Genomic DNA, 22,680 nt, shown 5'->3' with positions numbered 1-22,680 from the left:
TCAGTATAACCGAGACTGAAAATATTCAGCGAAAAGGTCATTACCTAAAAGCCCGCAATAGTATGTTGGTTATGGCATAAAGCCAATCATTACGCGAGTATTTTCCTCAGAATATTTATGGAGTTAGGCGCTGAATAAACACTAAGTTAGCGCAATATCATCGGCAGTGACACTAAAAGTAAACTGCCCATAAACCAATTAAAATGACGCTTACGTCTATCCGTATTGAGTTTCTTACTGATCGCCGCACCGACAAACACCCAAGTAAATGACGCCGGAAATCCCACTAAGTTAAAGGTTAATACCCCAAGAAAGGCACTGAGCCAAAAGCCATCGCCGCCTAATGTGAATGCGCTGCACAGGGTAATTGTCGACATCCAAGACTTAGGGTTAATCCATTGGAATAAGGCGGCCTCAATCAGGGTCATAGGTTTTCGGCCGTCATCAAGATGCGTGCTCTGCACTGGCGATGTCACTAATTTGTACGCGAGATACAGCAAATACGCCAAAGCGAAATATTTCAATACTTGGTGCAATACCGGTAATGCTTCAAACAAGGTTCCAAGCCCAAATAACACCGCAAGGTGTAAAGAAGTCGAACCCAAGCGGATCCCTGCAATGTGCGGCACAGTGCGCATCACACCAAAATGCGCACCGGAACTGGCCAATAGCACATTGTTTGGTCCGGGCGTCATTGACATAGTGGCGCAAAACAGCGCAGTCGAGGCCATCAAAGTCCATAATTGTGGATCGTAGAGTAATGCGGTATTCATATTCACCTTAAATTGTATGCATACATTTGTTGACATAAACAGATGCAATAAATAATATACGGAGAATATTAGAGATCAATGGATTTATTGTCATGGGTACAATCTGGACTCCAGACCTAAACGCTTTTTCAGGCCCTAAATATCAGCGCTTAGTCAGTGCGATAGAACAAGGCATTTTGCAGAAGGTGTTAACCCAAGGCAGTAAACTGCCACCGCAGCGCCGTTTAGCCGATGCCTTAGGCATCACTATTGGTACTGTGACCCGCGCCTATGCATTGGCGGAACAAAGGGGTTACGTCGAAGCGCGCGTCGGTGATGGCACCTATGTCAACGCCTCCCCAGTACCAGAGATCGGTAAAGTACAATTGAATATGGCGACCTGCCAGCAGCCACTCACAGATCAAATTAGCACCCTCAGTGATTGCCTCAGCCAATTAGCAAAAGACCCGACAAAGCTCAGCCAGTTACTAGGTTATCGCGCCAGTCCATTAGATCAACATCAACAAGTGTTTCACCAATGGCTTAACCAACGCGGCATACAACAAACGCCTGAGCAACTGATCTTTACCCACGGCGGCCAGCAAGCTATTTTTGCTTGTTTAAGTGCATTTTTATCGACGGGCGATGCGCTGCTGCACGAACAGTACAGTTATCCCGGCGTGAGAATTTGCGCTAAGCAACTCGGCGTGACTAGCATTGGAGTGCCCCTCACCCATGAAGGTGTGGATCTCGCCCGCTTTGAGGCGTTAGTGCAAATCCATCACCCCAAGTTAGTCTATCTAACCCTGAATAATCAAAACCCTACCTGTATTCAATACAGTGATTCACAGCGACAAAAACTCCTCGATTTGGCCGAGCAGTATCAGTTTTATATCATTGAAGATGATGTGAATTATTGTTTACCCGAAGAGTGGCATTCGCCCCTGTGGCAATTAGCAAAACAGCTGGCTATCCCACGGGTGATTTATATTTCTAGCCTGTCCAAATTGTTTTCTGGCGGCCTAAGGCAAGGTTTTATTCTGGTGCCTGAACCACTTATCGCCCAAGTGCGACTCGCGATTCATAGCCAATGCTGGATGGTATCACCGCTGAACATTGAAATAGCCTGTCAGTTGATTAAGAAAGGCCAAATCACTGCCGATCGCGATACCATAGTTCGCCAACGCCAACGTCTCTGTATCGCCATGGGCGAACGACTGGGATTAACCCAAACTTGGCGAGGACTGAACGGTTGGCTACATCTGCCAGAAGATATCAAGGCCCATCACCTCGTCACTGCGCTAGCTGCCAAAGGCATTTTGATCCGTAATGGAGATGACTTTAATTGCCATGACAATTTTATTCGCTTGAGCCTTGGCGGCGCCGAAAACGACAGTCAATTTCAACATGCGATTGAGTGTATCGAGGCGACTATTCACTCCCTGGTACAAAATGCCTATTCAGTGGTGTAATCGCGCTTAAAAACCTCCGAACTCAGCCAATTTTTATGCGCCATATCAGATGAAGTTAATTCACATTAAATGGCTAATTCATAAAATTAGAGAGCATAAAAAAGCGCCAGTAGCATGTATGCTAGTGGCGCTGATGTGACTGACAAGCTTGATGAACAAGTAATTAGTTATAAACCACTAGCGCACCATTATTTAATCTTTAGTTGGTAAACACTCGTCGTGCCGCTGACTTCATTGCCTATGATTAACAAAGGATTACCGTTAGGACTTTTATCGGCACTGACAAACTTCATCCCTTCTGGCCCTAAATCACCCGCCATTGTTGCATCCCCTTTGACTTCACCCGTATCAGTATCGATAACAAAGTCGGCATCAAAATCACGATTCACAACATAGTCGATAAAATGCACATCGAAGGGATTGGTCACGTCATAGATCATAAAGCCTGAAGTACGCTCCAAACCAACAAAGGCATATAGTCGTTGACCAATTTGACCTAGGGCTAAGGCTTCTGGCTCTGGTCCTTTGTCATCGCTGCGGCTATCACCTTTATTTTCTTCGTTATTATTGTTGAAGTTACTGCCTAAAAGTGCCGCGGTAATACGTTCAAAATCACTCGCACTGTCAAAGACTTGCTGACCGTCTGCGCTCCAAATCGAGAATGAGCGAGCACCGAAGCTGACTATCTTGTCGTAATCGCCGTCCTTATCGTCATCCCCCATGCTAGTAGTTACTTTAAGGCGTGCTAACTGCGTTTTATCTTTTGCAGCGGCAAATTGTGGATGATTTGGGTCGAGCACTAAATCCCCTGCGCGGGCTTCCTCAGAAAAGCCTGCATAATCACGGGAATCACCTTCGTTGGCCGTAACGATAAAGTCGGTATTGTTCCAACGGTAGGTCGCGACAGTATCGGGTTGATACATACCATAGACGCCTGTGTAGCTTTGCAGGTTGACAAGATTGTCTTTATCACTCGCATCAATTTTATTCACCTCAAGTCCATAATCCTTAAGGCCTAGTGGTAAAATCTTGGCGACTTTGGCATTGGCGATATCAATTACGGCAATGGCATTGTTCTCTTGCAAACTGACAAACGCACGGCGGTTATCTTGGCTAATCGCGATATATTCAGGTTCTAAATCCTGCGCCACACTCGCCATTGGACCATTGATTTTAATGTCTGGCGTGATCTCACTGGCACGTGCACCGCCCTGATTAAATTCACTAAAACCGATAATAGTCGCAGTGGCTGCAGGCTTACCGTCAGTAATTGCAATCAGCGCCACACTGCCTTCAGGATCTAAGGTATAGGCTGGATTTGGCTCGCCTTCATTGGCTACTAATAAGGTTTTACCATCGTGGGTAAATGCCAGGTTATCGGGTAAAGCGCCGACTTCTACCGCGCTGATAAACTGCGGTGCATCTATGCCGTTAAGCTGATAAAAAGCGACAAAACCATTGGCTTGGGTTTTATTGCCGGCAGCATCGCCACGTTCAATCGCAGCCGCTAACAAGTTGCCTGAAATACTCACACTGTTAACGCTACCCATAAAGGTTTGGCCAACGTCTTTAGCCACATCAAGTTCGCCAAATTTTTCGAGATTATTCAATGCTAACGGATCAGCGGCATTGGATGCCGTTGCTAATAAACTGCCATTTATAATGTCCACTTTGCCGCTAATGGCATTGACCACAAAAATACGGTTAGATGCACTGTGATATTCAACGATTTCGGCGGCACTTAAGCCATAAACGCCAGTCTGATGACGACCAATTAACTCAGCTTTTAAGCCTGCAGTTTGTGGCTGGCAAACATATTGGGTTTGCGCTGCTGCAATTTCGTTGTCATCTAATTGTCCATTATTATTAGCATCTAATCCGGTATCGATTCGCTGACCACCGGCGGGACAATGTGCATCACCGATATTCAATGCCGTCACTTTAACCAGTGAATTTAAGCCGTTGTCGCCTTTATCACCTGCTGCGCCATCATCACCGCTGCAGGCTCCAAGTAATAAGCTCGCCATAATGGCTGCGGCTAGCGCAAGTCGTTGTGTTTTCATCGTGTCATTCCTGAATATTTTATTTTTAGTAGGGTGAAGCTAAAGCCCACTAAACTAGTCAGCATAAAAGACGCTGGGATGACAAAGCCGTGACACTCAGATGACAGCTCGCACTTTAGAATGAGTCAGTTTGAACCATAAGGATGTGAAGGACTAAGGTGTAAAGAACAGAGTTACAAAGGGCTACGATTTGATAAGAAAGACTTGATAAGAAAGATTTAAATGAAGAATCTTGTGAAGATAACGGCTCAATCCACTAAAGTGATGCCTCGATAATCAAACTTACCACTTAGTTACAATTTAATCGGTAAAATACAGTAAAGAAATCAGCGCAAAGATTGGTTTATTTGTCCGAGCACTTTACTATGCTATTGCTTACTGTCTGAACTGTGCAAATAGACAATACCGCAATTCACTTTTGCCTTAACCCCGCCAATGATCTTGATCATGTGCTCTCGCTCTTAGTGTAGAAACTGGTAGCGCAGGAACTGGCTTCAAAATGGCGGATTAATCGTGAATTGTCCTAGTACAATTTAAACCACACCGCATAAACCTGTGAAATACGCTTTCAATTCTTTCGCCACCCGAGGTAACAGTGGACCCACAATCACAACCTTCTGCCCATAACGGCAGACGTATACCGAATTTAGCGCTGCTTATTCCCATGCTTGCGGCGATTGTCGCGATCACGCCATTGGCCATCGACATGTACTTACCTGCGATGTCGACATTGGCACTCAGTTTTCATACCGATGTCACGACAGTGCAGCAGTCCCTGAGTATCTACTTAGCGGGTTACGCGCTGGGCATGTTATGTTTCGGCCCCCTAGCCGACCGCATTGGTCGTCGCCCTATGGTGATATTGGGACTGAGTGGATTTATGCTCACCAGCTTACTGATAGGGTTTGCGGGTCAAGTCGAAGTCTTTCTTGGACTACGTTTTTTGCAGGCTTTTATCGGCGCGGCTGCGACTGTGGTGGTACCGGGATACATCAAAGAAGTCTATGGTGATAATACCGCCAAGGGTATGTCATACGTGAGTTTAATCATGATGTTAGCGCCATTACTCGCACCTAGCATTGGCAGCGTGATCCTCGAACTCGGTGATTGGCATTTAATCTTCTTCATTCAATCCGCCTATGCCGCAACCCTGTTATTACTGGTGCTGTTTGCGCTAAAAATGCCCAGCGATAAAGATATAGATACCCGCAGCCAGAAATCGTTTCTTGGCGCCTATGCGACCGTATTTTCCCGCCCTGGCGTTAAGCTAAACATTGCCAGTGGCGTGTTAACGTCTTTTTCATTTTTCTGTTATCTCACTGCATCGCCCTTCGTTTACATGGAAGTCTTTGCCTTAGATAAATCCTATTTTGCCATCTTGTTTAGCACTAACGTCGGCGCCTTGATGTTGGCTAATATCATTAATACGCGCATCGTGGGCCGTTATGGTTCGCTCCGTATGTTGCATGTGTCGACCTTTTTCGGGGCAATTGCTGGGGCCGGTTTATTAACCGTCAACCTGCTGGAGATGAGCTATCACTTTACCGTGATCATGCTTATTCCTTTGATGGGCAGCCTAGGGGTGATGTCAGTCAATGCCGATGCGATAGTACTGATGAAGTTTAAACAAGAAACAGGAACCGCAACCGCAGTTATTGGCACCTTAAGATTTGGCTGTGGCGCACTGGCGGGGCCATTATTGGCGGTGTTTTACGATGGCACTGCCGTGCCCTTCTCTGCCCTCATGTTAGGCTCTGTTGTGTTAGTCGGTATTTGCCAATTCAATCGTCCTAAGCATCAAATCCAACCGACGGTTTAAGGCGCTCTTTTTAAAGATCTATTTTTAAGGGTCTATTTCTAAGAGCCATGGCTACCAATGCCACATAGGCAACACATGTTTGATCGCATAAAACAGCGCATTGGCATACTCGAATGTAGCAAATAAGTAATATTTAATCGCGACAGTTAAGTATCTGCTTATCTAACCTCCAACACCAAAACGGCACTTTTAGTGCCGTTTTTGCTTTTTAAGCATCTAACAATCTGAAAAATATAAGATAAGCCCATAAACCAGCCTAGGTTACTTGGCGATTCAAGCAAGTTATCGAGTCATTCAAACGTGAAATTGTTTCAAGTTGGTTATTTTTTACATAAAAGGCTTGAAATGTTGTTTTTTTTGAATATGATGAAATTCTGTTCATTGCAACAGTTGCTGCATCCTAAGGGATGAGTCACTTGTCTTCGACGAAGTCAGTTCAGCATTTCGGAGTCTGAATTACCCTTCAGGCTTAATTTTTAGAGCGATTACCGTCGCTGTAACAAGATACTGTTTACCGTAACGGTACTATGCAATAGGAGTTCCACATGGAGATGTTATCCGGCGCCAGCATGATAGTGCGTTCTTTGATCGATGAAGGCGTAAAGCACATTTTTGGCTATCCTGGCGGTTCAGTTTTAGATATCTACGACGCCCTGCACGTTATCCCCGGTATTGAACACATACTCGTTCGCCACGAACAAGCCGCCGTACACATGGCCGATGGCTACGCCCGTGCCACGGGTAAAGTGGGCGTGGTATTAGTCACCTCAGGGCCCGGTGCCACCAACGCGATTACCGGTATTGCCACCGCTTACATGGATTCTATTCCCCTTGTGGTGTTATCGGGTCAAGTCCCGAGCAATCTTATCGGCAACGATGCCTTCCAAGAATGCGACATGATCGGTATCTCTCGCCCTGTGGTGAAACACAGCTTTTTAGTCAAAGATCCGACTGAAATTCCTGAAATTATTAAAAAGGCTTTTTACATTGCCTCTACTGGCCGTCCCGGTCCTGTGGTTGTCGATCTGCCAAAAGATTGTTTAAACCCCGCCCTGCTGCACGAATATTGCTACCCAGAAAGCGTCAAAATGCGCTCATACAATCCAACGACATCAGGCCATAAAGGTCAGATCCGCCGTGGTCTTCAAGCCCTGTTAGCCGCGAAAAAACCGGTACTTTATGTCGGTGGCGGCGCAATTATCTCAGGTTGTGATAAGCAAATTCTGCAATTAGCTGAGAGATTAAATATTCCCGTCGTCAGCACGCTGATGGGGCTTGGCGCTTTTCCAAGCACCCACAAAAACAGTTTAGGCATGCTTGGGATGCACGGTCGCTACGAAGCCAACATGACAATGCATAACTGCGATTTGATCTTCGGTATTGGTGTACGCTTCGACGATAGAACCACCAATAATGTGGAAAAATACTGTCCGAACGCGACCATTTTGCACATCGACATCGATCCCTCTTCTATTTCGAAAACTATCCACGTGGATATTCCTATCGTGGGTTCGGCCGACAGTATTTTAGACAGCATGTTGGCACTGTTAGATGAATCGAACGAACACAACGACAACGATGCCATTGCCACTTGGTGGAATGATATTGAACAATGGCGCAGCCGCGATTGTCTGGCCTATGACAAAAGCAGTGGCCGCATTAAGCCACAGCAAGTGATTGAAACCTTGTATAAACTGACTAATGGCGATGCCTATGTCGCCTCAGATGTTGGCCAGCACCAAATGTTTGCCGCCTTGTACTATCCGTTCGATAAACCGCGCCGCTGGATCAACTCAGGTGGCTTAGGGACTATGGGTTTTGGCCTGCCCGCCGCAATGGGCGTTAAAATGGCGATGCCGGATGCCACCGTTGTGTGCGTCACGGGTGATGGTTCTATCCAGATGAACATTCAAGAGCTTTCGACCGCACTGCAATATGATACGCCAGTAAAAATCATCAACTTAAACAATCGTTTCCTTGGCATGGTAAAACAATGGCAGGACATGATTTACTCTGGCCGTCACTCACATTCCTATATGGATTCAGTGCCAAATTTTGCCAAAATTGCCGAGGCCTATGGTCATGTTGGCATGACGATCAGCGATCCTGCCGAGCTTGAGTCAAAAATGGCTGAAGCACTGGCGATGAAAGACAGGCTGGTCTTTATCGATATCATGGTGGATGAAACTGAGCACGTGTACCCCATGTTGATCCGCGGTGGTGCGATGAATGAAATGTGGCTGACCAAGACGGAGAAATGCTAATGCGTCGAATTATATCTGTATTATTAGAAAACCAGTCCGGCGCCCTGTCTCGTGTGGTCGGTTTGTTTTCACAGCGCGGTTATAACATTGAAAGTTTAACAGTGGCGCCAACGGACGATATCACCCTGTCGCGGCTTAATATCACAGTCGTTGCCGACGAAATGGTATTAGAGCAGATAGAGAAGCAGCTACATAAGTTAATCGATGTGTTAAAAGTATCGAATATTACTGAGTCTGCTTATATTGAACGCGAACTCGCCCTTGTTAAGGTACGCGCCCAAGGTGAATTTAGGGAAGAAGTAAAACGTATGGCGGATATTTTCCGCGGTCAAATTGTCGATGTCACCGCCAATTTATACACCATCCAAATGGTGGGCACGTCAGATAAACTCGATGCGTTTATTCATGCGCTGGGAGAAGTCACCAAACTGGTCGAAGTCTCACGCTCCGGCGTGGTGGGTTTGGCCCGCGGCGAAAAGGCCATGAAGGCCTAGCTTTCCCTCGGAAATCTCGCGGACATTTTCGCATAAGCACAAAAACATCAAGGGGAGCATAATGCTCCCCTTATTTTTAGGCGGTTATCACAGCGTCAATTATGACTGGCTGTCTAACAAGCGCGATGAGGTGATTTCAATTTTACGTGGTTTCAATGCTTCAGGAATTTCACGCACTAAATCAACATTGAGTAAGCCATTTTCTAAACTTGCACCGAGCACAGTGACATAGTCTGCCAGCTGGAAAGTACGCTCAAAACCGCGTTCAGCTATGCCTTGATACAGGTATTTACGCTCGGTTTGGCTTTCAGCTTTATTGCCTTTCACCAGTAATTTTTCACCTTCACTGCTGATCTCAAGTTCATCCATTGAGAATCCGGCTACGGCCATCGTTATGCGATAACGATTTTCGCCGAGTAATTCGATGTTATATGGAGGATAACCTGAGTTGCCATTATTGGCAGCGGCATGTTCTGCCAATTGCGCTAAACGGTCAAAACCAATGGCACTGCGGTAAAGTGGTGTTAAATCATAAGTACGCATATTCATATCCTTGTCTTAAGCAATATGGAGAATTGGCGGACTGTTTTCAGGATGAAAACGGTTGTAGAGTCTGCCGAATTAAATCTTCTGTCCTTACGGCACAGAATTCACACTAGGACCCTCATCGAGCGATCCTGAAATAGATATAAGGACGGGAGAGAAAATTTCAAGCAAGAAAATTAAAAAAATGTGCAGAACTTTAAAAGACCAATAAAAACAAACGCTAATTCAACTTTAAAACGGTGAAGCGAGACGTGATTGGTATCGCTGCATTAGATTCATTGCGCACGGCAAGCTGTATTCGCTAAATTGCAGCCAATAAAAAAGGAGCCTAGGGCTCCTTTTTCAGTCTTAGCATCGAATTAACGAGTGCGTGGACACAGTTCTTCAGCGCTGAAGAAGTAAGCAATTTCACGAGCAGCAGATTCAACAGCATCAGAGCCGTGAGCCGCGTTTTCGTCAATGCTTTCAGCGAAATCAGCACGGATAGTACCAGGAGCCGCTTGAGCTGGGTTAGTTGCACCTAAAATTTCACGGTGAGCTAAAACAGCGTTTTCGCCTTCTAATACTTGGACCATGATAGGACCAGAAGTCATGAATGCAACCAGAGCACCGAAGAAGCCGCGCTCGCTATGCTCAGCATAGAAACCTTCAGCTTGTTCTTTAGTCAGGTGTAACATTTTTGATGCAACGATCTTAAGACCAGCAGTTTCAAAACGATTGTAGATAGCACCGATGTGGTTTTTTGCAACAGCATCAGGTTTGATAATAGAAAATGTGCGTTCGATCGCCATAACTAGCTTCCTTTGTCAGCAAGTTTAAAAAATTCGCGCGGATTATACGAAATTTAAAAGCTAAATCCTATCTTTATAGCAAATTAGTCTGAGATATTGCGCACATTCGCTTTATTCGTAATCAGCTTGATCACGCAAAAGACCCCGCTAGGAGGATAAATCCTCAGCAGGGTCCATTAACTCATTAAAAAATGGGATTATTTTCTATTTTTTGCCCAAATACCTGCCCAAGCAATCGAAGCGACTAAAATGACTGCGGGAGCAAGATCTAACAAGTGGTGGAATAAACCGACACCGCCATGCCCTGGATGAGCCCAAGCCATTGAAGGGACAAGCATACATAACAATACAAGCAAAAGTTTCATGTGAACATCCTTGCAGTTGCGATAACAAAGTTAAGCCATTTAAATGCCTTAACCAATATACAACAAGGTACGATATCCGCTAAAAATGAACTTGACTGTGATCAAACTCTCGCCAAATATTCTCTGCGCCACTGCAAATACATGAGGTAAATCACCTTAGTTAAACGTCAAAAGGACAAGATGCCTCACATAAAAAGCCGTATCACCGCTGTGCTCACTACTTTTCATCAATCCAACACTGCTGAATCGCTTCCAGTATTTTTTCATTACAGTGCTTGGGATCATCCGCAAAATCATCCAAGGCTAACACCCACTCATACAATTGGGTGAAATGCAGCTGAGTAGGATTCACCTCTGGGTGTGCTTCGAGTAATTCCAACGCAATATCTAACGAATCTATCCAGGTTAATGTCATCGTTTTCCCCTATTCGGTTCGCTTTAATGGGTAAGCGATTGCTAAAAGACGTTACCCATAAGGAGGTGAATCAAGTGTTGATATTCCGTAGTCAATACTCGACAGCAAGGGCACTAACCCTGTGCTTGCGTCACCTTTTTCACTTTAATCGCATTTTTTTCAACAAAATCAATAATAGCACCCGCCACATCTTTCGTGGTGGCGCCTTCAATTCCTTCAAGACCAGGTGAAGAGTTAACTTCCATGATGACAGGACCATGGTTTGAGCGTAGCAAGTCAACGCCAGCGACATTGAGCCCCATGGTCTTAGCCGCACGAATGGCGACTGAGCGTTCCTCAGGGGTTAATTTGACTAAACTTGCCGTGCCACCACGGTGCAAGTTAGAGCGGAACTCACCGGGCATAGCTTGACGCTTCATGGCGGCAATCACTTTATCGCCGAGCACAAAGCAGCGAATGTCTGCGCCATTGGCTTCTTTAATATATTCCTGCACCATGATGTTGGCTTTAAGGCCCATAAAGGCTTCAATCACGCTCTCAGCCGCTTTACGGGTCTCGGCTAATACCACGCCAATGCCTTGGGTGCCTTCGAGTAATTTAATCACCAGAGGCGCGCCACCCACCATATCAATCAAGTCGGGGATATCACTCGGTTTATTGGCAAATCCAGTAATGGGTAAGCCAATGCCGCGGCGTGACATCAACTGCATAGAACGCAATTTGTCACGTGAGCGCGAGATCCCAACAGAATCATTTAAAGCATATACGCCCATCATCTCAAACTGACGCAAAACCGCCGAGCCATAAAAGGTAATCGACGCCCCAATGCGGGGGATCACAGCATCAAATGCGGGTAACTCTCGCCCACCAATGTGGATACTCGATTGCCGCATGTTGATATTCATATAACATTCAAGGGGATTGATTACGTGTACTTCATGACCACGTAATTGAGCCGCTTCAACGAGTCGCTTCGTTGAATATAACTCAGGCCCTTGCGATAAGATCGCTATTCTCATTCTGGTCTCCGGCAACCATTAATTTTGAGCGCATAATACGCCTGCGCAGGGATAAATCAAACAACTAGAGGCATAGACAAGATTAGTTGCACAAATGCTCAACGCCAAAAGCAAAAAACCAGTCACGTGGACTGGTTTTAACAATTATCGCGGCAGCATTAATTGCCTTCGCTGACCATGTTAACCGTGTATTTAGGGATCTCAATCACCATGTCAGTGTCGACCACTTTCGCCTGACAAGATAGACGGCTTTCGGGCTCAAGTCCCCAAGCTTTGTCTAACATGTCATCTTCTAGCTCATCACTTGGCTCAAGATCATTAAAGCCTTCACGCACGATACAGTGACACGTCGTGCAAGCACAGGACTTTTCACATGCATGCTCGATATTGATGCCATTACGCAGCGCAACATCAAGAATGGTCTCACCAACATTCGCCTCAAGCACTGCACCATCTGGGCACAACTCGGCATGGGGAAGAAAGACTAATTGGGGCATTACATCACCTATATGTTGTCGATCGACTGGCCTTTGAATGCCACTCGAATAGAATTGTCCATACGTCTGGCAGCAAAATCTTGGGTTTGCTCATCCAGTTTTTCAATCGCGAGCTTAATCGCATCGGCATCATCGCCCGCGGCAACTTGCGCCACATTGGCCATAGTGGCATCGATTTGTCCACGCTCATCGGCATTCAGCAAGTCACCATCTTTCGCTAACGCGGCATGTAAAGACTCGAGCACCCTAGCCGCCTCCACTTGCTGCTCGGCCAGCATACGACGACCGATATCGTCTTTGGCATACTTCATCGAATCTTTCAGCATAGTGGCAATTTCAGTATCCGATAAACCAAAAGATGGCTTAACTTGAATGCTAGATTGCACGCCGGTGGATTTCTCCATCGCTGTCACGCTGAGTAAACCATCGGCATCCACTTGGAAAGTCACACGAATGTGCGCAGCGCCTGCAGCTAACGGCGGAATACCTTTTAGAGTAAAACGCGCCAGTGAGCGGCAATCGGCAACGAGCTCACGCTCGCCCTGCACCACATGAAATGCCATGGCCGTTTGACCGTCTTTAAAGGTGGTAAATTCCTGTGCTCGCGCAACCGGAATCGTCGTATTACGCGACACCACTTTTTCCACTAAACCGCCCATGGTCTCTATGCCTAATGACAAAGGGATCACATCGAGGAGTAGCAAATCAGATTCGGGTTTATTACCCACTAAAATGTCGGCTTGAATAGCTGCACCAATGGCGACAACACGGTCGGGATCGATAGACGTCAGTGGTGGTTTACCGAAGAAAGCTTCAACCTGTTCACGCACTAATGGCACGCGCGTTGAACCGCCAACCATCACAGTTTCAAGCACTTCATCTGTCGTTACGCCCGCATCACGCAGGGTACGGCGACAGCTAGCAATGGTCTTCTTAACCAACGCCGCAATCATGGCATCAAATTCAGCTTTAGTAACGATTTGCGTGAGTTCAGTCCCATCGGCAAGGATCACTTTTGCTTCAGTTTCTGCTGCATCCGTTAAGGCTTCTTTGACTCGACGCGATTCAATTAACAGCTGACGGCTTAATTGTGAGTCGATGTCGCTAAGCTGCCACACTTGTTGCATATGTGCTTGCAGTAAATGATCGAAATCATCGCCGCCAAGCGCTGAATCACCACCGGTGGCTAACACTTCGAATACACCGCGATTCAAACGCAAAATAGAAATATCGAAGGTACCGCCGCCTAAGTCATAGATGGCAATTACGCCCTCTTGCTTAGAATCTAAGCCGTAGGCAATCGCAGCAGCCGTCGGTTCATTCAACAGACGTAGCACTTTAACACCCAGCAAAGCTGCGGCATCTTTCGTGCCTTGGCGCTGGGCATCATCAAAATAAGCCGGTACGGTTATCACCACACCTTGCAGCTCGCCACCTAAGGTTTTTTCAGCACGGGCAATCAGCGGACGTAAAATCTCCGCAGACACTTGCACGGGATTCACTTGGCCTTGGGGAGTCACGAATAAAGGTAAACCGTTTTCGCTTTCGGCAAACTCGTAGGGGAATGATTGCTCGCCGGCTTTGATATCAGCCAGGCTGCGGCCCATAAAACGCTTAACCGAAACGATCGTGTTTTGCGGATCCTGCGCCGAACTCAACGCCGCAAGGGCGCCAACTTCGACTGAATCTTGGGTATAACGCACGATAGAAGGTAATGAATGCTGTCCAAGTTCGTCCGGCAGGGTTGCCGTCTCTCCACTTCGAACAGCCGCCACCAAAGAATTGGTCGTACCTAAATCGATGCCAACGGCAAGTCTATGTTGGTGCGGCGCGGCACTTTGACCGGGCTCAGCTATCTGCAAAAGGGCCATATATATCCAACTTAGTAATGCCAACTCAAGCGTGCTTGAGTCAGCAAAGTAACATAAACACGGAAAATCAATCTAACAGAGCGTCTTCGACTCTGGTTAACTCGTCGTGTAATTTTGCCATAAATTTGAGTTTGCGAACTTGATCCGCCGCTAACAATGTATCTTCAGCCTGCTCACTGGTTAACAGTTGAGTCAATTGCTGAGTGAGTTGCGCGCGGTACTCTGCAAACGATTGATATAGCTCGTCAATACTCGCTTGAGGATCGGCACTATCGCGTATGTCTTCCAACGCCTCACGCCATTCCATTTGCTGCATCAAGAAGCCAGTATCTTTCACTGTCGTGGTTTCATGGCTTAGTTCAATGCCACGCAGCGACAGCATATGCTCGGCGCGGCGAATGGGATCTTTTAAGGTTTGAAAACCATCATTGACTTGCGCCGTGCGCTGCACCGACAGCAATTTTTGCTGCTCAGTATCATTGGCAAATTTATCGGGATGAACCGCCCGTTGCAGTTCGCGATAGCGTTCTGCAAGTAAGGCGGTATCAATATCGAAGGCAGGGGAAAATTTAAACAGCTCGAAATAATTCATGCGTCAACTTTAGCGGTTAAACAGTGAAACTCTCACCGCAACCACACTCACCTTTTGCGTTAGGATTGTTAAATTGGAAGCCTTCATTCAGCCCTTCTTTAACAAAATCCAGCTCGATCCCTTGAAGATAGATGAGGCTCTTAGCATCGATGATGATTTTCACATCTTCGATATCAAACACTTCATCGTCATCATTTAAAGAATCAACGAACTCAAGTACATAAGCCATACCAGAACAGCCTGATGTTCTTAAGCCGAGACGCAGGCCTACACCTTTGCCTCGGTTGACTAAGAAAGATCTGACACGATCGGCTGCCGCTGGGGTCATTGTAATCGCCATCTTAACTCCAGATGTTACTTAGCTTGTTTCGATTTGTACTCGTCGATAGCAGCTTTAATGGCATCTTCAGCCAAAATTGAACAGTGGATCTTCACCGGTGGCAATGCCAATTCTTCAGCGATATCTGTGTTCTTAATCGCCGCAGCTTGTTCGATAGTCTTGCCTTTAACCCACTCAGTTACCAGTGAGCTAGACGCAATCGCGCTACCACAACCGTAAGTTTTGAACTTAGCGTCTTGAATGATGCCATCAGCACCAATTTTCAACTGAAGTTTCATCACGTCACCGCAAGCAGGCGCGCCTACCATACCGGTCACGACCGAAGGATCGTTTTTATCAAAAGAACCAACGTTACGTGGGTTCTCATAATGATCTATCACTTTTTCACTGTAAGCCATGGTACTGCTCCAAAATTATCTATTGTAAAGGTCAGAATTAATGATGTGCCCATTGAACTTGGTTCAGGTCGATTCCATCTTTAAACATTTCCCACAAAGGAGACATTTCTCTTAATTTATCAATAGATTGAGTAATTACTTCGATAGCGTGATCGATTTCTTCTTCGGTTGTGAAACGGCCGATAGAGAAACGAATCGAGCTATGTGCCATTTCATCGTTTAAGCCAAGCGCACGTAATACGTAGCTAGGCTCTAGGCTGGCTGAGGTACAAGCCGAACCCGATGAAACCGCTAAATCTTTCAGTGCCATCATTAACGACTCGCCTTCAACATAGTTGAAGCTGACGTTGAGGCTACCGCTAACACGCTCAATCGCATCACCATTGATATAGGTTTCTTCAATGTGCTTGATGCCATTCCATAATTTGTCACGTAATGCACCGATACGAGCGTCATCAGAGGCCATTTCCGCTTTTGCGATTGCAGCAGCTTCACCTAAACCTACGATTTGATGCGTTGGTAACGTACCGCTACGCATACCACGCTCATGACCACCACCGTGCATTTGCGCTTCTAAGCGAATGCGTGGCTTACGACGAACATATAGCGCGCCGATACCTTTAGGGCCATACATTTTGTGACCAGAAATCGAGATCAAATCCACTTTAGTGGCTTGCACATCGATAGGCACTTTGCCTGCACTTTGCGCTGCATCCATGTGGAAAATAATGCCTTTTGAACGGCACAGCTCACCGATTGCATCGATATCGTGGATCACACCGATTTCGTTGTTCACGTGCATGATGCTGACAAGGATAGTGTCGTCACGCATTGCCGCTTCTAAACGTTCCATCGGAATGATGCCGTTAGCCGCTGGCTCTAAATAAGTCACTTCGAAACCTTCACGCTCTAATTGGCGACAGGTATCAAGAACGGCTTTATGTTCAGTCTTACTGGTGATGATGTGCTTGCCTTTCTTGTGATAGAAATGAGCAACACCTTTAATCGCTAAGTTGTTCGATTCCGTCGCGCCAGAGGTAAACACAATTTCGCGGTGATCGGCGTTAATTAACTCGGCAATTTGATTGCGAGCAATATCCACCGCTTCTTCAGCTTGCCAGCCGTAGCGATGTGAACGTGAGGCTGGATTACCAAAGATGCCGTCCATTGTCATGCATTGGAACATCTTTTCCGCGACTCTTGGATCAACAGGCGTGGTGGCGGCATAATCTAAATAGATAGGAAGCTTCATAACACACTCCGTACTGAGCAGTCTCTGCCGAGGCTACATACAACGTACAAAAATTATTTTTATCGTATAACAAAGTTCAGTTATAAACTGACTCTTTGTTCCTTTTGCATAGTGTCTTGCTTAAGCGAGATAAATTGCACATCTCGTTTCTGCATCAAGCCAGCAAGACTGATACCATCTAAAAAATCTGAAATTTGTTTGCTTAAATCGCCCCAAAGTGAATGGGTTAAGCAGCGAGTTCCACTCTGACAATTGCCAAGTCCTTGGCAACGAGTCGCATCGACAGACTCGTCTACAGCATGGACAACCATGCCGACTGAAATATCATTGGCTTCTAGGCCTAAGCGATAACCACCGCCCGGTCCACGTACACTGGCAACTAAACCGTGTTTTCTTAGCTTAGCGAAGAGTTGTTCCAGATAAGAAAGCGAAATCCCTTGTCTCTCAGAGATGTCCGCTAAGGGAACTGGTCCCGATGCTGAGTGGATGGCCACATCTAGCATAGCGGTTACTGCATAACGACCTTTTGATGTAAGTTTCATAACTACCATAGCTCCCGAAGAGGTATGCTTTATTTCAACATACCCGAGTAAATCAGTCAAGTATTAAAACCTACTAAAACACTCAAGTATTGAGTGCGCACATAACCAATACCCTTTCATCTTGGTGGGGTATTTAACCTTTTTCCTGCTTAAGATTCAATGCTAGAGCGCCAATTAATCGACATCTAGCACGATATAAACCCAGGATAAAAGTGATCAGTACACTATGGCGCGGTCAAACTAAGGTTTGACCGCTGTATGAGCCTTTATAACAAGATCCGCTAAAGTAGAACCGTTGAAACTAGACTTTTAAGTCACTTAGACCATTACGTTAAAGCTAAATACTCGGATCAAACTCATCGATGGCATTTTGTCGCTTATCGGCGGCGGCTTTCTCTGCATCATTAAACTCGCCCATATCCAGCTCTGGGAGTTTTTCGGTGCAGACATTACCACCTAGCCCTTGAATGGCTTGACACAACTCTTGAACTTTCGAGTCCATCAGATGCATATGATCCAGCATCTGTCCTATCGCATTGGCAACAGGATCGGGATTATCCGGTGATACTGCGTACGCATCAAAACCGTATTTTTTCGCCATCGCGCTGCGGCGTTCGGTTTTCTCTTTCGATTGCGGTGACGGTGATGCCACCACGCGCCCAGGAATACCGACTACTGTGGTATCTTTTGGCACATCTTTCACCACAACTGAGTTTGAACCCACACGCGCACCATCGTGCATGGTAATAGGACCGAGGATTTTTGCTCCCGCGCCCACCACCACGTTATTGGCTAACGTAGGGTGACGTTTACCCGCCTGCCATGTGGTTCCGCCAAGCGTTACACCGTGATAAAGGGTGCAATCATCGCCAATTTCAGCCGTTTCACCAATCACCACGCCCATACCATGGTCGATAAAAAATCGATGACCTATGGTCGCACCTGGATGGATTTCAACGCCCGTCAACCAACGGGAAAAAGTCGATAAACAACGTGCAGTTAAGCGCCAATCGCGCTTCCATAGCTTATGGCTTATCCGATGCAACCAAATGGCATGCATGCCCGGATAGTTAACCAAGATCTCAAACGCGCTGCGCGCCGCAGGATCACGGTGATATATAGATTCAATGTCTTCTTTTAGCCTAGCTATCACGCCCATTGTTTATCCCTTTACGGTCATTCTGTACGGTAATTATTGATGATTAGGATTTGGCTATTTGTCTTTAGAACCCGTCACTTTCTCAATAGAGGTCAAAATACCCCTGAGGATATTCATCTCCTGACTCTCAATCCGTGCGCGGCTAAACAAGCGGCGCAGTTTCATCATCACTTGTCCGGGATGATTCTTAATGATAAATCCGGTTGATAGCAGTGTCGTCTCAAGGTGTGCAAAGAAACGTTCCTGATCGGCGGCCAAGGGATACTCAGTCAGCTCTTCTTCGGCCACTTCTTTTTGTGCGAGGTGAGCAACACGGGTTTCATAACAAATGATTTGTACGGCTTGCGCAAGATTGAGCGAGCTGTATTCAGGATTTGCAGGAATCGCCACATGATAAGTGCACTGTTGCAACTCTTCATTGCTCAACCCGTGGTTCTCACGGCCAAACACGATTGCAACGGGGCCTTTAAGTGCCTCGGTCGCTAATCTCACCCCAGCTTCTCTTGGCTCTAACATCGGCCAATCTAAGGTGCGACTGCGCGCGCTGGTTGCAATCACGAGGCTGCAATCGGCAATCGCTTCAGCGAGTGAATCCACTTTCACAAGATGTTTCAGAATATCCGATGCACCCGCGGCTAATGCAATGGAATGCCCATCGGGTTCAACACGCGGTTCTGCAAGGTACAGATTTGACAGACCCATAGTCTTCATCGCTCTGGCAGTGGAACCAATATTGCCGGGGTGCGAAGTCCCCACTAAAACCACTCGAATATTACTTAGCATGAAACAACTTAATTTAATTCATAAAACGTTGGGGACGAATATTATCACAGCCATTGCCGAATGCTTATATGAAAATCGGTATTTGATATAACTATCAAATCGGGTATAATGCCGCCCGCTATTTTAACGTTCTTTAACATCCAGGGGATTGCAATGCATCCGATGCTGACGATTGCTGTACGCGCTGCCCGCGCGGCCGGCCAAAATATTATGCGCGCCTATACCGAACTTGACCGTATTGAAGTCAGTTCAAAAGGTATCAACGATTTTGTTACCAGTGTAGACAAGGAAGCAGAAGCGACAATTACTTACCAAATTCGTAAATCTTACCCTGATCACACTATCGTGGGTGAAGAGAAAGGCGAAAACCGCGGTGAGAATAACGACTACGTTTGGATCGTTGACCCTCTGGATGGCACTAACAACTTTGTTAGAGGCATTCCCCACTTCGCGATTTCTATCGCTCTGCAACATAAAGGTAAAACTGAAGTTGCAGTTGTTTACGATCCTGTCCGTGAAGAACTCTTTACCGCCGTCCGTGGTAAAGGCGCAAAACTCAATGATTTCCGTCTGCGTGTTACTAACGTGAATGAATTAGCCCCAACTATGATTGGTACTGGCTTCCCATTCAAGGCGCGTCAACACACTGAAACTTATATGGCTATTTTCGGCGAAGTCTTCGGCCAATGTGCTGACTTACGTCGCGCAGGTTCTGCCGCATTAGATTTAGCCTATGTTGCTGCGGGTCGTTTAGACGGTTTCTTCGAAATCGGCTTAAAGCCATGGGACATCGCTGCTGGCGATCTTATCTGCCGCGAAGCGGGCGGTACGGTTACTGATTTTACTGGTAACCATAACTATTTGATTTCTGGTAACATCGTTGCAGGTTCACCTAAAGTAACCACAGAATTAGTTAAAATCATGCGTCCATTGTTGAACGAAGCTTTAAAGCGTTAATTGTAGGCGTTAATCTCGAAGCGTTAGTCTCGAAGCGTTAGCCTCGATTAACACTTAGCTTTCCAAAACGCATAGACACAAAACGTTAGACAAAAAAAGGCCAGTGGCAGTCTCTTCTAAGAGCGCCCACTGGCCTTTTTGTTTATGTGGCTTTCATTCTAAATCCTTCAGTACTCGAGTCATCAAGTCCTCACATCCTCAGTCGCCAAAACATAGTATTTGAGAAATAGTATAATCATTGAGACATAGTGATTAACAACAAAAGGAGTGTCCTGCAAGCGTCAGCACTGGTTTCAGCACCAATCGGCTAACAGGACGTACAACCACTAATTGAGTTATCTACCCGCTAAGGCTTGCGCTGGCGCAATCTGGCTGGCTTTCCAAGCAGGATAAAGCGTGGCGATTAAGCTCATCACAAACGCCATCACAATCACCAACACCGCATCTGAGCCATGTAACTCAGACGGTAAAAAGTCGACAAAGTACACATCGGCTGAAAGCAGTTGAATACCGAGTAACTGCTCCATAGTACTGGCAATCGCACTTAAATTTAGTGCCACACTCACGCCAATAATCCCACCAAGACCACAGCCAAGCAGACCATTCAAGGCGCCCTGCACCATGAAAATCCCCATTACAGCAAGGCGGCTCAGGCCCATAGTCATCAAAATCGCAATCTCAGAGGCTTTATCCCGCACTGCCATCACTAAGGTGGAAACGATATTAAAGCAAGCGACACCAATCACCAGCACAAGCACTAAGTACATAACAGTGCGAACCAACTGAATGTCTTGATATAAATGCCCTTGGGTACGGGTCCAGTCACTGATATACACCGACTGCTTTTGCGCATAACCAAGCTCGCGCACTTTGACGGGTGCATCAAACACTTTATCGACGCTAATACGCACGCCAGTCACGCCGCTCTTCATGTTCAAAATCTGCGCCGCGTACTGCATAGGAATATAAGCCGTAGTCAGCTCAAGCTCGCCGCCAAGATTATAGGCGCCAGACACCACAAAACGATGGCTCTTCGCCGCGCGTAAACTGCCCGCCGCTTCTGGATCCATATCCTGCACATATAAGGCCAGCGTATCGCCAACCTCAAGCCCCAACTTGGTCAACAAACTCTGCCCGAGGACGATGTGATTTTCATCTTGGCCTAGACTCTGCCAGCTGGCATCGCTCATAAATTGCGCCAGTGTCGATACCTTGATTTCTTCTTTTGGATCGATCCCCACGACAGCTAAGCCTTGAAAACCGCCGGGCTTTTGCACTAAACCTTGCATGCGGATAAAAGGCGCAGCGCCGCGAATGCCTTCAATTAACAGCGCGCCCTCTGCAACACTCTGCCAGTTCGCGATAGGCTCGCTCACACCGACTATGTCCGCCTGTGGCACGACACCAAGTAATCTATGTTCTAACTCGCGCTCAAAACCGTTCATTGCCGACAGGACGATGATCAATACCGCCACGCCTAAGGCGATGCCCGCTGTCGATGCGAAGGAAATAAAGCTAATAAAGCTGTTGGATTGGCGGGCGCGATAAAAACGCCAACCAATGGATAAGGCTAACGGTCCTTTCATACTTGGGTTTCCGCCGCTAATTGCAGGAAGCCGTTCTTCATCATCAGCTGACGGTCCATACGGGCAGCCAATTTATGATCATGGGTCACCACCACAAACGCTGTACCCAGTTGTTCGGCCAACTCGCGGATCAACTCATAAACCGCATCGCCACTGTTGGCATCTAAGTTACCCGTAGGTTCATCGGCCAGCACTAACTTTGGTTTATTAATCAAGGCCCTTGCGATAGCCACACGCTGACGTTCGCCGCCCGATAACTCGGCGGGAATGTGCGTCATGCGATGCCCTAACCCGACCCGCTCCAACAAGGCTTTAGCATCGGCGAGCGCCAGCTTACGATCTTTACCTTGAATAAATGCCGGCATAGCGACGTTTTCTAACGCGGTAAATTCAGGCAATAAATGATGGAATTGATAGATAAAACCCAAATCTTGGTTACGGATCTGCGCTTGACGCGCACTGGACACTTGATATAAATCTTCGCCTAACAGCAAGACTTTACCTGCGGTTGGTTCATCCAACGTGCCCATGATGTGCAGCAAGGTACTCTTACCTGAGCCTGAACTGCCGACAATCGCCAACTGCTCGCCCTTAAACACGTGCAGATCAACATTAGACAACACTTGCGTGGTCACGGCGCCATCATGGTAACTCTTACTGACACTCTGCACTTGCAGTAACACGTCTTGCATTGAAGTTCTCT

Annotated in this window: 23 protein-coding genes; 5 read left to right on the top strand and 18 right to left on the bottom strand. The window is 46.6% G+C overall.

The window, feature by feature from the left end:
• Window positions 1–146: 146 nt before the first annotated feature.
• Complete coding sequence (locus Q4Q50_RS10670) at window positions 147–773, bottom strand: LysE family translocator (protein ID WP_014358008.1); 627 nt, start codon at window positions 771–773, stop codon at window positions 147–149.
• 92 nt (window positions 774–865) lie between these two features.
• Between Q4Q50_RS10670 and Q4Q50_RS10665 the strand changes: the two genes are divergently transcribed.
• On the top strand, window positions 866–2,224 hold the full coding sequence (locus Q4Q50_RS10665) for an aminotransferase-like domain-containing protein (protein ID WP_311899261.1): 1,359 nt from the start codon (window positions 866–868) through the stop codon (window positions 2,222–2,224).
• Window positions 2,225–2,412: 188 nt separating this feature from the next.
• Here the strand turns inward: Q4Q50_RS10665 and Q4Q50_RS10660 are convergent, their stop codons facing one another.
• Window positions 2,413–4,287 (bottom strand): choice-of-anchor I family protein, encoded by a 1,875-nt coding sequence (locus Q4Q50_RS10660; protein ID WP_311899260.1) that lies wholly within the window; start codon window positions 4,285–4,287, stop codon window positions 2,413–2,415.
• Between the two features lie 595 nt (window positions 4,288–4,882).
• Between Q4Q50_RS10660 and Q4Q50_RS10655 the strand changes: the two genes are divergently transcribed.
• The 3 genes from Q4Q50_RS10655 to ilvN all read left to right on the top strand — a co-directional run bounded on the left by Q4Q50_RS10655 (window position 4,883) and on the right by ilvN (window position 8,864).
• Entirely contained in the window at window positions 4,883–6,106 is a 1,224-nt protein-coding gene (locus Q4Q50_RS10655) for a multidrug effflux MFS transporter (RefSeq protein ID WP_311899259.1), read from the top strand.
• Between the two features lie 545 nt (window positions 6,107–6,651).
• Window positions 6,652–8,370, top strand: coding sequence for an acetolactate synthase 3 large subunit (locus Q4Q50_RS10650; RefSeq protein WP_311890823.1), 1,719 nt, complete (start codon window positions 6,652–6,654; stop codon window positions 8,368–8,370).
• Window positions 8,370–8,864 carry an acetolactate synthase small subunit gene (gene ilvN / locus Q4Q50_RS10645; RefSeq protein ID WP_006081846.1) on the top strand — a complete coding sequence of 165 codons (495 nt, stop codon included), beginning with the start codon at window positions 8,370–8,372 and terminating at the stop codon, window positions 8,862–8,864. The genes Q4Q50_RS10650 and ilvN overlap by 1 nt, the downstream gene beginning before the upstream one ends.
• A 99-nt stretch (window positions 8,865–8,963) precedes the next feature.
• Here the strand turns inward: ilvN and Q4Q50_RS10640 are convergent, their stop codons facing one another.
• The 14 genes from Q4Q50_RS10640 to trmJ all read right to left on the bottom strand — a co-directional run bounded on the left by Q4Q50_RS10640 (window position 8,964) and on the right by trmJ (window position 19,434).
• A complete protein-coding gene (locus Q4Q50_RS10640; RefSeq protein ID WP_006081847.1) occupies window positions 8,964–9,407 on the bottom strand; it encodes an Hsp20 family protein in 444 nt (147 codons plus the stop codon).
• A gap of 362 nt (window positions 9,408–9,769) precedes the next feature.
• Window positions 9,770–10,201 carry a nucleoside-diphosphate kinase gene (gene ndk / locus Q4Q50_RS10635; protein WP_006081848.1) on the bottom strand — a complete coding sequence of 144 codons (432 nt, stop codon included), beginning with the start codon at window positions 10,199–10,201 and terminating at the stop codon, window positions 9,770–9,772.
• A gap of 197 nt (window positions 10,202–10,398) precedes the next feature.
• Window positions 10,399–10,566 carry a hypothetical protein gene (locus Q4Q50_RS10630; protein ID WP_311899258.1) on the bottom strand — a complete coding sequence of 56 codons (168 nt, stop codon included), beginning with the start codon at window positions 10,564–10,566 and terminating at the stop codon, window positions 10,399–10,401.
• 217 nt (window positions 10,567–10,783) lie between these two features.
• On the bottom strand, window positions 10,784–10,981 hold the full coding sequence (gene iscX, locus Q4Q50_RS10625) for a Fe-S cluster assembly protein IscX (RefSeq protein ID WP_006081850.1): 198 nt from the start codon (window positions 10,979–10,981) through the stop codon (window positions 10,784–10,786).
• Window positions 10,982–11,094: 113 nt separating this feature from the next.
• Window positions 11,095–12,000: a 30S ribosomal protein S6--L-glutamate ligase gene (rimK, locus tag Q4Q50_RS10620; RefSeq protein WP_006081851.1), complete on the bottom strand. Its 906-nt coding sequence runs from the start codon at window positions 11,998–12,000 to the stop codon at window positions 11,095–11,097.
• A gap of 158 nt (window positions 12,001–12,158) precedes the next feature.
• Complete coding sequence (fdx, locus tag Q4Q50_RS10615) at window positions 12,159–12,497, bottom strand: ISC system 2Fe-2S type ferredoxin (RefSeq protein WP_006081852.1); 339 nt, start codon at window positions 12,495–12,497, stop codon at window positions 12,159–12,161.
• 8 nt (window positions 12,498–12,505) lie between these two features.
• Entirely contained in the window at window positions 12,506–14,368 is a 1,863-nt protein-coding gene (gene hscA / locus Q4Q50_RS10610) for a Fe-S protein assembly chaperone HscA (RefSeq protein WP_012587532.1), read from the bottom strand.
• Between the two features lie 67 nt (window positions 14,369–14,435).
• The gene (gene hscB / locus Q4Q50_RS10605) at window positions 14,436–14,960 is read right to left on the bottom strand and encodes a co-chaperone HscB (protein WP_311899257.1); all 525 of its coding nucleotides are present in this window, start codon (window positions 14,958–14,960) and stop codon (window positions 14,436–14,438) included.
• Between the two features lie 16 nt (window positions 14,961–14,976).
• Window positions 14,977–15,300 carry an iron-sulfur cluster assembly protein IscA gene (gene iscA, locus Q4Q50_RS10600; protein WP_006081855.1) on the bottom strand — a complete coding sequence of 108 codons (324 nt, stop codon included), beginning with the start codon at window positions 15,298–15,300 and terminating at the stop codon, window positions 14,977–14,979.
• Between the two features lie 14 nt (window positions 15,301–15,314).
• Complete coding sequence (iscU, locus tag Q4Q50_RS10595; protein WP_006081856.1) at window positions 15,315–15,698, bottom strand: Fe-S cluster assembly scaffold IscU; 384 nt, start codon at window positions 15,696–15,698, stop codon at window positions 15,315–15,317.
• 37 nt (window positions 15,699–15,735) lie between these two features.
• Entirely contained in the window at window positions 15,736–16,950 is a 1,215-nt protein-coding gene (locus Q4Q50_RS10590; RefSeq protein ID WP_006081857.1) for an IscS subfamily cysteine desulfurase, read from the bottom strand.
• A gap of 80 nt (window positions 16,951–17,030) precedes the next feature.
• Window positions 17,031–17,492 (bottom strand): Fe-S cluster assembly transcriptional regulator IscR, encoded by a 462-nt coding sequence (gene iscR / locus Q4Q50_RS10585; RefSeq protein WP_006081858.1) that lies wholly within the window; start codon window positions 17,490–17,492, stop codon window positions 17,031–17,033.
• 337 nt (window positions 17,493–17,829) lie between these two features.
• Window positions 17,830–18,651 carry a serine O-acetyltransferase gene (gene cysE / locus Q4Q50_RS10580; protein WP_006081859.1) on the bottom strand — a complete coding sequence of 274 codons (822 nt, stop codon included), beginning with the start codon at window positions 18,649–18,651 and terminating at the stop codon, window positions 17,830–17,832.
• Window positions 18,652–18,705: 54 nt separating this feature from the next.
• The gene (gene trmJ / locus Q4Q50_RS10575) at window positions 18,706–19,434 is read right to left on the bottom strand and encodes a tRNA (cytosine(32)/uridine(32)-2'-O)-methyltransferase TrmJ (RefSeq protein ID WP_006081860.1); all 729 of its coding nucleotides are present in this window, start codon (window positions 19,432–19,434) and stop codon (window positions 18,706–18,708) included.
• Window positions 19,435–19,587: 153 nt separating this feature from the next.
• On the opposite strand from trmJ, the gene suhB reads away from it, so the two are divergent.
• A complete protein-coding gene (suhB, locus tag Q4Q50_RS10570) occupies window positions 19,588–20,391 on the top strand; it encodes an inositol-1-monophosphatase (RefSeq protein WP_006081861.1) in 804 nt (267 codons plus the stop codon).
• Window positions 20,392–20,726: 335 nt separating this feature from the next.
• Here the strand turns inward: suhB and lolE are convergent, their stop codons facing one another.
• On the bottom strand, window positions 20,727–21,977 hold the full coding sequence (gene lolE, locus Q4Q50_RS10565; RefSeq protein WP_012587529.1) for a lipoprotein-releasing ABC transporter permease subunit LolE: 1,251 nt from the start codon (window positions 21,975–21,977) through the stop codon (window positions 20,727–20,729).
• Window positions 21,974–22,669: a lipoprotein-releasing ABC transporter ATP-binding protein LolD gene (gene lolD, locus Q4Q50_RS10560; protein WP_259212224.1), complete on the bottom strand. Its 696-nt coding sequence runs from the start codon at window positions 22,667–22,669 to the stop codon at window positions 21,974–21,976. The genes lolE and lolD overlap by 4 nt, the downstream gene beginning before the upstream one ends.
• Between the last annotated feature and the right edge of the window lie 11 nt (window positions 22,670–22,680).

The organism is Shewanella scandinavica, from assembly GCF_031932065.1.
Classification (GTDB): Bacteria; Pseudomonadota; Gammaproteobacteria; order Enterobacterales; family Shewanellaceae; genus Shewanella; species Shewanella baltica.
This window is presented reverse-complemented; position numbering and strand designations above follow the sequence as displayed.

Excerpts from the sequence above, each read along its gene's own strand:
- Q4Q50_RS10650 (WP_311890823.1), top strand. The coding sequence starts at position 6,652 with ATGGAGATGTTATCCGGCGCCAGCATGATAGTGCGTTCTTTGATCGAT.
- cysE (WP_006081859.1), bottom strand. The coding sequence starts at position 18,651 with ATGGGCGTGATAGCTAGGCTAAAAGAAGACATTGAATCTATATATCAC.
- fdx (WP_006081852.1), bottom strand. The coding sequence starts at position 12,497 with ATGCCCCAATTAGTCTTTCTTCCCCATGCCGAGTTGTGCCCAGATGGT.
- lolE (WP_012587529.1), bottom strand. The coding sequence starts at position 21,977 with ATGAAAGGACCGTTAGCCTTATCCATTGGTTGGCGTTTTTATCGCGCC.
- suhB (WP_006081861.1), top strand. The coding sequence starts at position 19,588 with ATGCATCCGATGCTGACGATTGCTGTACGCGCTGCCCGCGCGGCCGGC.
- Q4Q50_RS10660 (WP_311899260.1), bottom strand. The coding sequence starts at position 4,287 with ATGAAAACACAACGACTTGCGCTAGCCGCAGCCATTATGGCGAGCTTA.
- ilvN (WP_006081846.1), top strand. The coding sequence starts at position 8,370 with ATGCGTCGAATTATATCTGTATTATTAGAAAACCAGTCCGGCGCCCTG.
- Q4Q50_RS10670 (WP_014358008.1), bottom strand. The coding sequence starts at position 773 with ATGAATACCGCATTACTCTACGATCCACAATTATGGACTTTGATGGCC.
- lolD (WP_259212224.1), bottom strand. The coding sequence starts at position 22,669 with ATGCAAGACGTGTTACTGCAAGTGCAGAGTGTCAGTAAGAGTTACCAT.
- iscU (WP_006081856.1), bottom strand. The coding sequence starts at position 15,698 with ATGGCTTACAGTGAAAAAGTGATAGATCATTATGAGAACCCACGTAAC.
- iscX (WP_006081850.1), bottom strand. The coding sequence starts at position 10,981 with ATGACATTAACCTGGATAGATTCGTTAGATATTGCGTTGGAATTACTC.
- Q4Q50_RS10665 (WP_311899261.1), top strand. The coding sequence starts at position 866 with ATGGGTACAATCTGGACTCCAGACCTAAACGCTTTTTCAGGCCCTAAA.
- trmJ (WP_006081860.1), bottom strand. The coding sequence starts at position 19,434 with ATGCTAAGTAATATTCGAGTGGTTTTAGTGGGGACTTCGCACCCCGGC.
- ndk (WP_006081848.1), bottom strand. The coding sequence starts at position 10,201 with ATGGCGATCGAACGCACATTTTCTATTATCAAACCTGATGCTGTTGCA.
- hscB (WP_311899257.1), bottom strand. The coding sequence starts at position 14,960 with ATGAATTATTTCGAGCTGTTTAAATTTTCCCCTGCCTTCGATATTGAT.
- Q4Q50_RS10630 (WP_311899258.1), bottom strand. The coding sequence starts at position 10,566 with ATGAAACTTTTGCTTGTATTGTTATGTATGCTTGTCCCTTCAATGGCT.
- iscR (WP_006081858.1), bottom strand. The coding sequence starts at position 17,492 with ATGAAACTTACATCAAAAGGTCGTTATGCAGTAACCGCTATGCTAGAT.
- iscA (WP_006081855.1), bottom strand. The coding sequence starts at position 15,300 with ATGGCGATTACAATGACCCCAGCGGCAGCCGATCGTGTCAGATCTTTC.
- Q4Q50_RS10590 (WP_006081857.1), bottom strand. The coding sequence starts at position 16,950 with ATGAAGCTTCCTATCTATTTAGATTATGCCGCCACCACGCCTGTTGAT.
- hscA (WP_012587532.1), bottom strand. The coding sequence starts at position 14,368 with ATGGCCCTTTTGCAGATAGCTGAGCCCGGTCAAAGTGCCGCGCCGCAC.
- Q4Q50_RS10640 (WP_006081847.1), bottom strand. The coding sequence starts at position 9,407 with ATGCGTACTTATGATTTAACACCACTTTACCGCAGTGCCATTGGTTTT.
- rimK (WP_006081851.1), bottom strand. The coding sequence starts at position 12,000 with ATGAGAATAGCGATCTTATCGCAAGGGCCTGAGTTATATTCAACGAAG.